A 12,719-nucleotide genomic window follows, 5' to 3' on the forward strand; every position below is an offset into this window, starting at 1 on the left:
TTCACGGGGGCGGCGCACCCGCGGCCCCTTCACACGCGGAAGCGCGGGAGATCGTGTTCGACTTTCTTCAAGGTTATGACCTGCTGGGAGCCTTCTGGGTGACCGTGCAGCTCACCCTGCTCTCAGCCGTCGGCTCGCTGGTCTGGGGTACCCTGCTGGCCGCCATGCGGGTGGGCCCGGTGCCGCTCATGCGCGGATTCGGTACCGCCTACGTCAACATCGTGCGGAACATCCCGCTGACGGTGATCATCCTGTTCACCTCGCTGGGCCTGAACCAGACACTCAACGTCACCTTCGGCACGCAGAACTTCGACACCCTCAACTTCCGGCTCGCCGTCCTCGGTCTGATCGCCTACACCTCGGCGTTCGTCTGCGAGGCGATCCGTTCCGGCATCAACACGGTGCCGGTCGGACAGGCGGAGGCGGCCCGCGCCCTCGGCCTGAACTTCACCCAGGTGCTCACCCTGGTGGTGCTGCCGCAGGCGTTCCGGTCGGTCGTCGGCCCGCTGACCAACGTTCTGATCGCGCTCACCAAGAACACCACGGTGGCCGCCGCCATCGGTGTGGCCGAGGCGGCCCTGCTGATGAAGAAGATGATCGAGAACGAGGCACAACTCCTGCTGATCTCCGCGATCTTCGCGTTCGGCTTCGTGTGCCTGACGCTGCCGACCGGCCTGATCCTCGGCTGGGTGGGCAAGAAGGTGGCGGTGAAGCGATGAGCTCGGTGCTGTACGACGCGCAGGGGCCCAGGGCCAAGCGGCGCAACGTCGTCTACACGATCGTGTTCCTGCTCGCCCTCGCGGGGGTCGTCTGGTGGGTGTACCAGAGCCTGAGCGAAAAGGGGCAGCTGGACTGGGAGAAGTGGAAGCCCTTCTTCTCCGGTTCCGAGGCTTGGACCACGTACATACTGCCGGGCCTGAAGAACACGCTGATCGCGGCGGCCGTGTCGATGGTCGTCGCGCTGCCCCTCGGAGCCTTCTTCGGCATAGCCCGCCTTTCCGACCACGCCTGGGTCCGTGTTCCGGCCGCCGTGATCGTGGAGTTCTTCCGCGCCATCCCGGTGCTGATCCTGATGATCTTCGGGAACGCGCTGTTCGCCCAGTACTCCAACGTCAGCTCCGACGACCGCCCCCTGTACGCCGTCGTCACCGGCCTGGTGCTCTACAACGCCTCGGTGCTGGCGGAGATCGTCCGGGCCGGCATCCTGGCCCTGCCCAAGGGCCAGTCTGAGGCCGCCCAGGCCATCGGCCTGCGCAAGACCCAGACCATGACGTCGATCCTGCTGCCGCAGGCGGTGACCGCGATGCTGCCGGCCATCGTCAGCCAGCTGGTGGTGATCGTGAAGGACACCGCACTCGGCGGCGCGATCCTCACCTTCCCGGAGCTGCTTGCGGCGGTCTCCCCGATGAGTTCCTACTACGGTGCGAACACGATCGCGAGCTTCACGATCGTGGCGCTGATCTACGTGGCGCTCAACTTCAGCCTCACCAGCTTCGCGAGCTGGCTGGAGCGGCGGCTGCGCCGTGCCAAGAAGTCGACCGGTGCGGTGCTGGCGCCGGCGGCGGTGGCGGGCGCCGAGTCGGCCGGCACCGCGGCCTGACGGAGGGTCACCCGGCAGATGCGACACGGGGGCAGTGGAGTGATCACCACCGCCCCCGTCACTTGACGCAAGCAGCGGCAATGGGTTGCATACGTTCTGTGATCGTGCACCCTGCTCCTACTGTTTGTTCACGTCTGTCCGTCAGGACACCGCTGCGGGCAGGGGACGCCGCGCCGTGGACCCGGTGATCGTCGTCGGAGCGGGGCCTGTCGGGCTCACGCTCGCCCTGGCGCTGGCGCGCCAGGAGGTGCCGTCCGTCGTGCTCGACGAGACACCGGGCAGGGAGACACCGCGCGCCGCGCGCACGGTCGTGCTGCGCGAGGACACGGCCGCTCTGGTGGAGCGGCTGGCCGGTGTGGCGCTCGGCCCGGCCGGGCTGCGCTGGGCCGGATGGCGGCTGCTGCGGCGCAAGCAGGTGACGGGCGAGGTCGCCTTCGGCGACACCGGGACGACCGGTGACGGCGTGCCCGCACCGCTGCACATCGCCCAGCACGTCCTGACCGGCGCCCTGCGCGCCGCCGTCGCCCGCGAGCCGCTGGTCGAACTCGCCACCGACAGCCGCCTCGACACCATAGAGCAGGAGGCAGCAGGCGTCACCGCCCACACCCGTGGCCCGAACGGCACCTGGTGGCGCGGCGGTTACCTCGTCGGTTGCGACGGGCCGCGCTCGACCGTGCGCAAGCTTCAGGACATCCGCTTCCCCGGCCGTACGGCCGTCGAGCGGCATGCCGTCGCGGCACTGCGCACGGAACTCCCCCGACCCGAGGAAGCGTTCCTCCACCGGTCGCCGCCGTGGCGGACCACCGGTCCCTTCGCCGGGGAGATCACCGCACGCCCGCTCCCGGACGGCGTGTGGCGGCTGGACTGGCTGCTGCCGCCCGGCAAGGACCTGGTCACGCCCGAGCTGCTGGTCTCCCGGATCCGGGAGACGCTGACCGGCTGGACCGGAGAGTCCTCGCCGTCGTACGAACTCCTGGACGCCGGAGTCCACACGGTCCACCACCGGCTGGCCCGCCGTTGGCGCGCCGGTCGCGTCTTCGTCGCCGGGGACGCGGCGCACCTGCTGGGCGCGTTCGGCACGCACGGGCTGGACGAGGGCCTGCGGGACGCCGACAACCTGGCCTGGAAACTGGCCACGGCCTGGCACCACGGGCCGCACGAGGCTCTGCTGGACAGCTACCAGGCGGAGCGGCGGGCGATCGTCGCCGCCCGGCTGCGAGCCGCGGACCAGGTGCTGCCGGTGCTGCGCGGGGGCGGCGGGCTGCGCTCGTACGTCCCCGGGGCGGCACGCGCCCACGACGCGATGCTCACCGACGGCCACGTGGGGCGCGGCGCGCTGGGTACGCCGGGGGCGTACGGCGACTCGCCGCTCGCATCTCCGGGCTTCGACTCGGAGGTGCCGGTGGACACGCCGGTCGGCGCGCCGGTCGCCGATGTGGTGGTGACGGCCGAGGACGGCTCGTTCGTACCGCTGCGGGAGCGGCTGGGCCGGGGGGCGCTGCTGGTGGTGCTGGTGGCACCGGGCTCGATGGTGTGGGAGCGCCGGCACTGGGTGGGCGCCGGGATCATGCCCCGGCTGGCGGCCGCGGTGACCGCCCTGCCGCACCGCGCCGAGCTGCTGGTCGCCGAGAGCTACCCGGGGGCAGCCCCCCACACCGTGCTGCTGGTGCGCCCCGACGGACACCTGGTCACGGCGCTCGGCGGAGTCCGCCCCGCCGACCTGTACACGGCGGCGGAGGCCACGCTCGGCGGCCCGGGACACACGGCGACACGGGCGGAGGCGGGCGCACGCTGACGGCCGGGCATCTGGGGGGCCGTACTCACCGTCACTGTGGGGTCCGCATGGTGACGGTGAGTTGACCGGTTTCGGTTCGCCGTGTTCTACTCCGGATCGTGACCGACACCGATGTGCGCCTGTGGCGGAGGGTCCATATGGACCTCGTCCGCTATGCGGGCTGCGTGTGTCACCCGTTCTGCTGAATTCGCATCCCTCATCCCGCGCGCGCCGCTCTCGCGCCTCCTGCGCTCATTGCACCACCGTGCCGCCGCGCGCCTTCCGCGAACGCTCTTCAGGACGGTGTACGTGTCTGTCTTCTCTTCCGCATCCCCATCCGTTCCCGCCACCACCGCGTCCACGACCGCCTCGCCTGCTCCGGCTGCTCGGCAACCTGCGGGTCCCACCCAGGCTGAGCTCCTTGACTTCGCGCGGCGGGTGGCCGCCGACGCCGAGCTGATCGCCTCCCTGCCGCTCGACCCCGAGGGCCGCACCTGGGTGCGGCTGGAGGGGCCCGCGGGCAGCGAGGCCTGGCTGATCGGCTGGCCGCCCGGCACCGGGACCGGCTGGCACGACCACGCCGACTCGGTCGGTGCCTTCGTCACGGCCTCCGGTGAGCTGACGGAGAACTCGCTCGCCGCACGGCTGCCCACCGACGGCTGGAAGACCCTGGAACTCACCGACGGCGTGGACCGCGAGCGACGGCTCCCGGCCGGCCAGGGGCGCGCCTTCGGGCGCCACCACGTCCACGAGGTGCTCAACAGGTCCACCGACCGACACGCGATCTCCGTGCACGCCTACTACCCGCCGCTGCCGCGGATCCGTCGCTACAGTCGCACCGGCCAGACGTTGCGTCTGGAACAGGTCGAGCGCCCGGAGGACTGGCAGTGAGCGGCGTGGACGAACAGCTGGTCGGGATCGACGAGCTGCTGGAGCGGGTCCGTCGCGGTTATGAGCGCGTCGAGCCACGTGCGGCGTACACCATCGCCCGGGCCGGCGAGGCCCTGCTGGTGGACATCCGTTACGCCGCGTTGCGCGAGCGGGACGGGCTGATCCCCGGCGCCCTCGTCGTCGAGCGCAACGAACTGGAGTGGCGACTGGACCCCCAGGGCAGCCACCGCCTCCCCGAGGCCACCGGCCACGACCTGCAAATCGTGATCGTCTGCAACGAGGGCTACGCGTCGAGCCTGGCAGTCGCTTCCCTGCACCAGCTGGGCCTGCACCGGGCGACCGACCTGGTCGGCGGATTCCAGGCGTGGCGGGCGGCCGGGCTGCCGGTGACGTCGTAGACGGACGCGCGGGTGCCGCAGTGACGGCGTAGCGGCACTGCTGGGACGGCGCAGGGGTGCCGCAAGGAGGGCGTAGCGGCGCCGCGGGAACGGGGACGTGGTGCCGCAGGGCCGCCGGGCCGGCGGCGAAGGCCGCTCGGACGCTCGCGGTCTGCGGGACGATCGCGTCCAGGTGGCGCGATCACGTCCTGATCTGTGAGTACCTGATCTCTCAGTACCCCTCGTCGCCGAGGAACTCCGTGTCCTCGCCCTCCTCCTCCAGCGCCTGTCTGACCACTCGCAGGGCCAGCCCCTGCGAGTAGCCCTTGCGGGCGAGCATGCCGGCCAGGCGGCGCAACCGCTTGTCGCGGTCCAGGCCCCGGGTGGAGCGCAGCTTTCGGGCCACGAGCTCGCGCGCGGTGGTCTCCTCCTGCTCGCTGTCGAGCCGGCCGACGGCCTCGTCGATCAGCGTGGCGTCGACGCCCTTGGTGCGCAGTTCCTGGGCGAGCGCGCGCCGGGCCAGTCCACGCCCGTGATGCCGGGACTCCACCCACGCGTCCGCGAACGCGCTGTCGTCGATCAGCCCGACCTCCTCGAACCGGGACAGCACCTGCTCCGCCGCCTCGTCCGGGATCTCCCGCTTGCGCAGGGCGTCCGCGAGCTGCTTGCGGGTGCGTGGGGTCCCGGTGAGCAGGCGCAGACAGATCGCTCGCGCCCGCTCCACCGGGTCCCCCGGAGACTCCCCCTGCTCGGCCCTCGACAAGGAAGAGGTGTCCCCCTCTGCCACGGACGCCTCGTCGAAGCCCCGCCGACGACGCCCGTGCCCGCCGCGCGACCCGCCGTCACGCGAGCCGCCCCGGCGTGAGCCGGTCGTGCCACCGTCCAGCCGGTACGCGTCGTCGTCCCCGTGCACACCGGCACCGTCCGCGCCCGCGCCAGGCCGGTTCCCGGTGCCCCTCCCCCGTGGGGCACCGGAAGCTGTGTGCCCGTACTCGTACTCGGCCCAGTCGGTTCGCCGTGTCACGGGTCAGCTCTTGGCCGCGGCGGCCTTGGGCTTGGTGGCCTTGGCGGCCGCCGGAGCGGGCACCGTCTTGGCCGCGTCGCCCGTGACGGCCGAGACCGCAGCGTCCCCGCCCGGCTCGGCGGTCGGCTCCTCCGGCCGCACACCGACGCCCAGCTTCTCCTTGATCTTCTTCTCGATCTCGTTGGCCAGGTCGGGGTTGTCCTTGAGGAAGTTGCGCGCGTTCTCCTTGCCCTGGCCGAGCTGGTCGCCCTCGTACGTGTACCAGGCGCCGGCCTTGCGGACGAAGCCGTGCTCCACACCCATGTCGATCAGGCCGCCCTCGCGGCTGATGCCCTGGCCGTAGAGGATGTCGAACTCGGCCTGCTTGAAGGGCGGAGCGACCTTGTTCTTGACGACCTTGCAGCGGGTGCGGTTGCCGACCGCCTCGGTGCCGTCCTTCAGGGTCTCGATGCGGCGGATGTCGATGCGCACGGAGGCGTAGAACTTCAGCGCGCGGCCACCGGTCGTGGTCTCCGGGGAGCCGAACATCACACCGATCTTCTCGCGCAGCTGGTTGATGAAGATCGCGGTGGTCTTCGACTGGTTGAGCGCACTGGTGATCTTACGGAGCGCCTGGCTCATCAGGCGGGCCTGCAGACCCACGTGCGAGTCGCCCATCTCGCCCTCGATCTCCGCGCGCGGGACGAGCGCGGCCACCGAGTCGATGACGATGAGATCCAGCGCACCGGAGCGGACCAGCATGTCCACGATCTCCAGCGCCTGCTCGCCGTTGTCCGGCTGGGAGAGGATCAGGTTGTCGATGTCGACACCGAGCTTGCGCGCGTACTCGGGGTCGAGGGCGTGCTCCGCGTCCACGAAGGCCACCTGGCCGCCGGCCTTCTGCGCGTTCGCCACGGCGTGCAGGGTCAGGGTCGTCTTGCCGGAGGACTCCGGGCCGTAGATCTCCACGACTCGGCCACGCGGCAGGCCCCCGACGCCGAGGGCCACGTCGAGCGCGGTCGACCCGGTCGGGATGACCTCGATGGGCTCCTTCGACCGCTCGCCCATGCGCATGACCGCGCCCTTGCCGAATTGCCGTTCAATCTGTGCGAGCGCGGCGTCGAGCGCCTTCTCGCGGTCGGTTCCTGCCATGGGTTCCACCCGGTTTGCTTGAGTCGATCGCTTCACGTCAAAGACGCTAACGCCTGCCACTGACAATGCGCCTCGACGCACGTCCGGCCTGTGGATAACCACGGGATCTACTACCCCATAACTGGGCGAAATCCCCTCCGTTGAGCCCGCCGGAACACCTATAAGAATAGATGTTCGATTTTTGTGTCAAGCGCACCACACGCCACCGGGGCGTCCCGGCCGTCCGCCGTTCCCCCGCCTACTCCCCGCGCGGTACGCGGGATGACTTCAGCCGGACGACGACGGCCCACGGCGCCTTCGCGAGGCTTGCGCCATGGCAGTCTCCACGTTCCCACGGCACCCGTCCGCCCTGTCCGTACGCGCCCGCGCGCTGCGCCCCGCCGAGCGGCTGTGCCACGCCACCGGTCTCCTCCTGGTCCTGTCCGGCCTGGCGCACCTGGTGGTGTTCGCGGTCGACGGCGGGCCGTGGTACGGGCCCGTCTCCTGGCGCAAGCCCGTCACGTTCGGGCTGTCCTTCGGAGTGACGCTGATCGCTCTCACCTGGGTCACGTCGTATCTGCGCGTCGGGGAGCGGCTGCGCACGGCGCTGCTCGCCGTCTTCGCCGCCGACTGCGTCGTGGAGGTGGGCGGCATCACACTCCAGGCGTGGCGCGGGGTGCCCTCGCACCTGAACATGGAGACGCCCTTCGACACCGCGGTGTCGATGACGCTCGCGGTGGGCGGCGGGGTCCTCGTGGTGCTCCTGACCGGGTTCGCGGTCGTGTCCTTCCGGCGACGGCCGACCGGCCCCGCCGGGATGGCGCTCGCACTGCGCTCTGGGTTCGCGATCCTCCTCGTCGCCCTGGCCTCGGGAGCCGCCATGATCGCGCGGGGCGTGGTGCTGACCCGGACCGGTCACCAGCAGGCGGCGTACCACTCGACGGCCCCGCTCAAGCCGCTGCACGGGGTGAGTCTGCACGCGGTGCTGGTGCTGCCCGCGCTGGCGTGGCTGCTGTCCCGCACCTCCCTCAGCGAGCCGGTCCGGCTGCGGATCGTCACCGCCGGGGTCGCCGTCTATTCGGCCGCCGTCGTCGGCGCCGGGATCCGGGCCGCCCTCACCTACTGAACCCTCGCCCGCGGAGGCCGGTCACTCCCCGGAAGGCGTCTCCTCGGCCACGGCCGGACCCCGCGGCGCGTCCGGCGCTCCGGCCGCGGCCGCACCCCGAGCGTCCGCCGCCCCGGTCTCCGCCGCGCCGCCCCCCGCCGGCTGCCCGGTCCACAGCCGTCGCGCGCGCGTGAGCAGCCCCGGTGCCGTGACCCGGCTGCGGTGGCCGTGGACGCGGGGATCGTCCGTGACGGCATAGCGCTTCACGTACGCCCCCAGGAACGCCTGCAACGTGGCGACCGCGGGAATCGCGATCAGCGCACCGACGGCACCGAGCAGCGCGGTGCCCGCGATCACCGAACCGAAGGCGACCGCGGGGTGGATGTCGACGGTCCTCGCGGTCAGCTTGGGCTGCAGCACGTAGTTCTCGAACTGCTGGTAGATCACCACGAAACCCAGCACCCACAGCGCGTACCACGGGTTGACCGTGAAGGCGATCAGCATCGGCAGGGCGCCCGCGAGATAGGTGCCGATGGTGGGGATGAACTGCGAGACCAGACCCACCCAGACACCGAGCACGGGCGCGTAGGGCACGCCCAGGGCCTCCAGCAGGATGTAGTGGGCGATTCCCGAGATGAGCGCCATCAGACCGCGCGAGTACAGATAGCCACCGGTCTTGTCGACGGCTATCTCCCAGGCGCGCAGCACCTCGGCCTGGCGGGCGGGTGGCAGGACGGAGCAAATGGTGCGGCGCAGCCGTGGCCCGTCGGCGGCGAAGTAGAACGAGAACAGCGCGACCGTCAGCAGCCGGAACAGGCCGCCGAGCACCTGCGTGGACACGTCGAGCACACCCGCGGCGCTGTTCTGCGCGTACTTGCGCAGCCAGTCGGAGTGGAGCAGGCCCTCCTGGATGTCGACGCGTCTGAGGTCGGTGTGGAACTTGGCGTTGACCCAGTTGATGACGGAGTCGAGGTAGTCCGGGAAGCCCTCGATCATCTTGATGATCTGCCCGGCGAGCATCGAGCCGAGCAGGGTGACGAAGCCCGCCGTGGCGATCGCCAGGGCGAGGAAGACCAGGAAGGTCGCGAGGCCCCGTCGCATGCCGCGGGCGGCCATGCGGCTCACCGCGGGCTCGATGGCAAGGGCCAGGAAGAACGCGATGAGGATGTTGATCAGCAGGCCGATGACCTGGTGGAAGGCCCAGCTGCCGAGCTGGAACGCGGCGATCAGCGCGAGCGCGAGCACCATCGCGCGCGGCAGCCAGCGCGGCATGCGGGCTCCCGGCCCGGCCGTGCCACCGGCCGGGGGCCGGGAAGGCGGCGTCGTACCGGTCGAGGGTGCGTGCTGGGCCGTCTGCCCGGACTCGTCAGTGGGTGCCACGGTGCAAGTCTCGCGCACGCCGCCGACAGTCCCGCACACTCCTGCGATCCCGGTGGGCGGTCAGCGCCTCTCCCGCGGGACGTTCATGACCTGACAGACCACGCGCCACACGTCCCGGGCCTCCCAGCCGGCCGCCAGCGCCTCGTGCACCGTGCGCCCGCCGAGCTCCGACATCACGTGGTCGCGTGCGAAGGTGTCGGCGTATCCGGCACCGAAGTGCTCCGCCATCCGCTCCCAGAAGACCGTCAACCGCATGAGCCCAGTATCCCGCCCCTGCGGGTGACCCCGGCCCGGGCCCGCCTGCCGAGACCGCTTTCCGCCCTACGGTCTGACGCATGGCCGAGACAGGAACTCCACCCTCTCCCCCACCGCCCCCGGCGTCCTCCCCGCTGTTCCGCGCCGAGCAGTTCATCTGGCTCACCGCACGCGTGCTGGAGCAGCGGCTGTTCGCCCACCACTTTCTGAACGGCGGCGCGGACCCGGTCGAGACCGCGCTGGACGCCTACCGCAACGCCGACGGCGGGTACGGCCACTCCCTGGAGCCCGATCTGCGCGGCCCTGTGAGCCAGCCGCTGCACACCGCCCACGCGCTGGGCGTCCTGGACGCCATCGGGCGCTGCGGCGGTCAGCGCGTGGAGCGCGTGTGTCGCTATCTGACCTCGGTCTCCACCCCGGACGGCGCGCTGCCCTCGGTCCACCCCAGCCAGCGCGGCTATCCGGCGGCCCCCTTCGTACCGATCGTGGACGATCCGCCGAGCGACCTCCTGGCCACCGGGCCGGTCGTGGGGCTGCTGCACCGAAACGAGGTGTGGCACGCCTGGCTGTTCCGCGCGACCGACTTCTGCTGGCAGCGGATCGAGTCCCTGGAGACGTCCCATCCGTACGAGATCGAGGCCGCCGTCGCGTTCCTGGACTCCGTGCCCGACGGCACGCGCGCGCAGAAGGCCGCCGACCGGCTCGGCCGTCTGGTGCGCGACCAGCGGCTGGCGGCCCTGGAGCCCGACCGTCTCGGGGCCTGGCCGGTCTCGCCCGGCTACGCCCCCGAGGAGCACCACTTCCCGCACGACTTCGCCAGGACACCCGGCTCCCTCGCGCGCGCGTGGTTCACGGACGAGGAGATGAACCGCTCCCTGGACTTCCTCGCCGACCGGCAGCAGGAGGACGGCGGCTGGCCGGTCACCTGGCGCCGGTGGGCTCCTGGCACGGCGATCGAGGCACGTCCCATGGTGACGATCGAGGCCCTGCGCACCCTCAGGGCGTACGGCCGCCCCATCGGCTGATGGACCGGATGGGCCGGATGGAGGGCGACCGGGAACGGCACGGCAAGAAGTGGTGTCCTGCGTCTCACCCGCCCATGGCCCGCACCCCGGCCGTCACCAGCACGGCCGCCGCGACGACCAGCAGGAAGGGCGCCCGCAGCACCAGTGCCACGGCGGCGGCCGCGAGCCCGGCGGCCCGCGCGTCCAGGACGAGCGCACGTCCGTCGGCGAACGTCTGCTGGGCGGTGAGGGCGGCGAGCAGCGCGACGGGGAGCAGCGCGGCGAGCCGCTTCACCAGCGGCCGTTCCAGGGCTCCCGCCGGAACCAGCAGCCCGGCGAGCTTGACGGCGTAGCAGCCGAGGGCGGTCGCGGCGACCGCGATCCAGGTGTTCAACGCTCTTCCTCCCGCACGTGTGCGACCTCTCGTCCCTCGGGCGCCTCTGTCGGGTCCCGCACTTCTCGTTCGCCTGGCACTTCTCGTGCGTCTGGCGCATTTCTCACGTCTGGTACGCCCCGCGCGTCGTCACGGGCGCCGCTCCTGCGGCGGCCCTCCAGGTACAGCACGACCGGCGCGGCGAGGGCGGCCGCCAGAACCGGCACCCCGGCGGGGAGCACGGGCAGCAGCCCGAGCCCTAGGAGTACGGCGACAGCGGCGACGGCCCGCTCGGTGGTGGTCTTCACCATGGGGGCGAGCAGCGCGAGGAACACGGCGGGTCCGGCCGCGTCCAAGCCCCAGGCGTCGGTGTCCCCGAGGGCCTTGGCACCCAGCGCGCCGAGCAGCGTGGTGAGGTTCCACAGGACGTACAGGGTGACCCCGGTGACGGTGAAGCCGATCCGCGCGCTGCGGCGCGTGGGCTGGGCGAGGGCCACCGCGGTGGTCTCGTCGATGACCCACTGGGCGGCCAGGGGCCGCACCCCGCGCGGGAGTGCCAGCAGCTGGGACAGGCGCAGTCCGTAGAACGTGTTGCGCACCCCCAAGAAGAACGCGCCCGCGGCCGCCGTGAGCGGGTTGCCCCCGGCCGCCAGCGCCCCGACGAGAGCGAACTGGGAGGCCCCGGTGAACACCAGCAGGCTGAGCGCGCAGGTCTGGAGCAGCGTCAGTCCGCTGCCCGCCGAGGTCACCCCGAAGGCGAACCCCGACAGTCCTACGGCGACTCCGACCCCGAGGGCGTCCCGGACGACGGCGGCGTCCGGTTTTCCGGCGCCGGCCTCTCCTGCGCCGCCGGCGCGTACGTCTGCGAGAGCTGTCTCTTCTGCCACACCCCCGACGGTAGGAGCAGCCGGGACGGCGCGTCTTGTACGTTCTTGCGCTCCCGCTGGTAGGCGCCCGGGGGCACACCCACGATGCGGGAGAAGTGCCGGCTGAGGTGCGACTGGTCGGTGAACCCCACGCGCGCGGCGGCCTCCGCCGGTGCGATGCCCGCGTCCAGCAGCCGCCTGGCCCGCCGCACCCGGGCGTCGGTCAGCCAGGTGTGCGGCGGCATCCCGTATGCCTGCCGGAAGGCGCGCAGCAGGGCGAACGGACTCGCCCCCAGGTCGGCCGCGAGCCTCTCCAGGGTCGGCGGCTCGGCCATGCTCTCCTCCAGCACGGCACGCGCGCGTGCCGCGATCCGGGCCCCCGCCGTGCGCACCGCCCGCTGCGGCAGCATCCCGCCGTTCAGCCGCAGCAACCGGGTCACGGCGACCCGCAGCAGTGTGTCGGCGGCCAGTGCGTTCCCCTCGTCGGCGGCGCGCAGCACCTGGTGGACCAGTCCCACGGCGTACGGGTCGTCGAGCACCGGGCTCACGAACCCCGGTGTCCCACGGATCCCCGTGGTCTCCGCGGCGATCTCGGCCACCAGTTCGGGTGCGGGGTACACGGCCCCGTACCGCCAGCCCTCGGGGACCCCCGCCCGTCCCGTGTGCGGGGTGTCGGGATTGACCAGGGCGAGGGCTCCGGGTCCCGCGTACTGGTCGGCCCCGCGATGGTGGAACACCTCCACGCCCTCGGCGATGGCGGCGATGACGAAGTGCTCGTGGGTGTGCCGCACGAACTCCTTGCGGACATACCGGGCCCGCAAAAGATCGACACCGGGCAGCTCCTCGTACTGCCAGTGCCGTGCCCGCTCCTCGCCCGATCCCGCCATACGCCAATTCTCCGCCGAGGCCGGGAGCGGATCCGCCGCGGGACGGCCGGATCGGGTACTCCGCGGGACGGGT

15 protein-coding genes are annotated in these 12,719 nt (G+C 71.9%); 8 read left to right on the forward strand and 7 right to left on the reverse strand.

Annotated features, from left to right (window positions below):
- The first annotated feature begins 53 nt into the window (after positions 1 to 53).
- The 6 genes from BZY54_RS19550 (at position 54) to BZY54_RS19570 (ending at position 4,663) form a co-directional block, all read left to right on the forward strand.
- Positions 54 to 719, forward strand: coding sequence for an amino acid ABC transporter permease (locus tag BZY54_RS19550; RefSeq protein WP_086726497.1), 666 nt, complete (start codon positions 54 to 56; stop codon positions 717 to 719).
- Entirely contained in the window at positions 716 to 1,600 is an 885-nt protein-coding gene (locus BZY54_RS19555) for an amino acid ABC transporter permease (protein WP_086726475.1), read from the forward strand. The genes BZY54_RS19550 and BZY54_RS19555 overlap by 4 nt, the downstream gene beginning before the upstream one ends.
- 175 nt (positions 1,601 to 1,775) lie before the next feature.
- Positions 1,776 to 3,395 (forward strand): FAD-dependent monooxygenase, encoded by a 1,620-nt coding sequence (locus tag BZY54_RS19560; RefSeq protein WP_086726476.1) that lies wholly within the window; start codon positions 1,776 to 1,778, stop codon positions 3,393 to 3,395.
- Between the two features lie 137 nt (positions 3,396 to 3,532).
- Positions 3,533 to 3,580 (forward strand): hypothetical protein, encoded by a 48-nt coding sequence (locus BZY54_RS55465; RefSeq protein ID WP_351226683.1) that lies wholly within the window; start codon positions 3,533 to 3,535, stop codon positions 3,578 to 3,580.
- Positions 3,581 to 3,683: 103 nt separating this feature from the next.
- Positions 3,684 to 4,265: a cupin domain-containing protein gene (locus BZY54_RS19565; protein WP_086726498.1), complete on the forward strand. Its 582-nt coding sequence runs from the start codon at positions 3,684 to 3,686 to the stop codon at positions 4,263 to 4,265.
- Positions 4,262 to 4,663 carry a rhodanese-like domain-containing protein gene (locus BZY54_RS19570; RefSeq protein WP_086726477.1) on the forward strand — a complete coding sequence of 134 codons (402 nt, stop codon included), beginning with the start codon at positions 4,262 to 4,264 and terminating at the stop codon, positions 4,661 to 4,663. The genes BZY54_RS19565 and BZY54_RS19570 overlap by 4 nt, the downstream gene beginning before the upstream one ends.
- 211 nt (positions 4,664 to 4,874) lie before the next feature.
- Here BZY54_RS19570 and recX read toward each other — a convergent pair whose 3' ends face one another.
- Complete coding sequence (gene recX / locus BZY54_RS19575) at positions 4,875 to 5,666, reverse strand: recombination regulator RecX (RefSeq protein ID WP_086726478.1); 792 nt, start codon at positions 5,664 to 5,666, stop codon at positions 4,875 to 4,877.
- A 3-nt stretch (positions 5,667 to 5,669) separates the two neighbouring features.
- Positions 5,670 to 6,797, reverse strand: coding sequence for a recombinase RecA (gene recA / locus BZY54_RS19580; protein WP_086726479.1), 1,128 nt, complete (start codon positions 6,795 to 6,797; stop codon positions 5,670 to 5,672).
- A 313-nt stretch (positions 6,798 to 7,110) separates the two neighbouring features.
- Between recA and BZY54_RS19585 the strand changes: the two genes are divergently transcribed.
- Positions 7,111 to 7,902, forward strand: coding sequence for a hypothetical protein (locus tag BZY54_RS19585; RefSeq protein ID WP_086726480.1), 792 nt, complete (start codon positions 7,111 to 7,113; stop codon positions 7,900 to 7,902).
- Positions 7,903 to 7,923: 21 nt separating this feature from the next.
- Here BZY54_RS19585 and BZY54_RS19590 read toward each other — a convergent pair whose 3' ends face one another.
- Together BZY54_RS19590 and BZY54_RS19595 are read right to left on the reverse strand one after the other, a co-directional pair.
- Positions 7,924 to 9,261, reverse strand: a complete 1,338-nt coding sequence (locus BZY54_RS19590; protein WP_086726499.1) for an AI-2E family transporter — start codon at positions 9,259 to 9,261, stop codon at positions 7,924 to 7,926.
- A 60-nt stretch (positions 9,262 to 9,321) separates the two neighbouring features.
- Positions 9,322 to 9,516 (reverse strand): DUF3046 domain-containing protein, encoded by a 195-nt coding sequence (locus tag BZY54_RS19595; protein WP_086726481.1) that lies wholly within the window; start codon positions 9,514 to 9,516, stop codon positions 9,322 to 9,324.
- Positions 9,517 to 9,596: 80 nt separating this feature from the next.
- Here BZY54_RS19595 and BZY54_RS19600 point away from each other — a divergent pair, with 80 nt between their 5' ends.
- Entirely contained in the window at positions 9,597 to 10,541 is a 945-nt protein-coding gene (locus BZY54_RS19600) for a hypothetical protein (RefSeq protein ID WP_086726482.1), read from the forward strand.
- Positions 10,542 to 10,605: 64 nt separating this feature from the next.
- On the opposite strand, the gene BZY54_RS19605 is transcribed toward BZY54_RS19600, so the two are convergent.
- The 3 genes from BZY54_RS19605 to BZY54_RS19615 are packed head-to-tail and all read right to left on the reverse strand — an operon-like array spanning position 10,606 to position 12,646.
- On the reverse strand, positions 10,606 to 10,914 hold the full coding sequence (locus BZY54_RS19605) for an AzlD domain-containing protein (RefSeq protein WP_086726483.1): 309 nt from the start codon (positions 10,912 to 10,914) through the stop codon (positions 10,606 to 10,608).
- Positions 10,911 to 11,780, reverse strand: coding sequence for an AzlC family ABC transporter permease (locus tag BZY54_RS19610; protein ID WP_086726484.1), 870 nt, complete (start codon positions 11,778 to 11,780; stop codon positions 10,911 to 10,913). Before BZY54_RS19610 ends, BZY54_RS19605 begins: the two co-directional genes overlap by 4 nt.
- On the reverse strand, positions 11,666 to 12,646 hold the full coding sequence (locus BZY54_RS19615) for an AraC family transcriptional regulator (RefSeq protein ID WP_086726485.1): 981 nt from the start codon (positions 12,644 to 12,646) through the stop codon (positions 11,666 to 11,668). Before BZY54_RS19615 ends, BZY54_RS19610 begins: the two co-directional genes overlap by 115 nt.
- Between the last annotated feature and the right edge of the window lie 73 nt (positions 12,647 to 12,719).

Origin of the sequence: Streptomyces carpinensis (assembly GCF_002154505.1) — a bacterium.
GTDB lineage: Bacteria > Actinomycetota > Actinomycetes > Streptomycetales > Streptomycetaceae > Streptomyces > Streptomyces carpinensis.

Excerpts from the sequence above, each read along its gene's own strand:
- BZY54_RS19615 (WP_086726485.1), bottom strand. The coding sequence starts at position 12,646 with ATGGCGGGATCGGGCGAGGAGCGGGCACGGCACTGGCAGTACGAGGAG.
- BZY54_RS19585 (WP_086726480.1), top strand. The coding sequence starts at position 7,111 with ATGGCAGTCTCCACGTTCCCACGGCACCCGTCCGCCCTGTCCGTACGC.
- recA (WP_086726479.1), bottom strand. The coding sequence starts at position 6,797 with ATGGCAGGAACCGACCGCGAGAAGGCGCTCGACGCCGCGCTCGCACAG.
- BZY54_RS19555 (WP_086726475.1), top strand. The coding sequence starts at position 716 with ATGAGCTCGGTGCTGTACGACGCGCAGGGGCCCAGGGCCAAGCGGCGC.
- BZY54_RS19595 (WP_086726481.1), bottom strand. The coding sequence starts at position 9,516 with ATGCGGTTGACGGTCTTCTGGGAGCGGATGGCGGAGCACTTCGGTGCC.
- BZY54_RS19600 (WP_086726482.1), top strand. The coding sequence starts at position 9,597 with ATGGCCGAGACAGGAACTCCACCCTCTCCCCCACCGCCCCCGGCGTCC.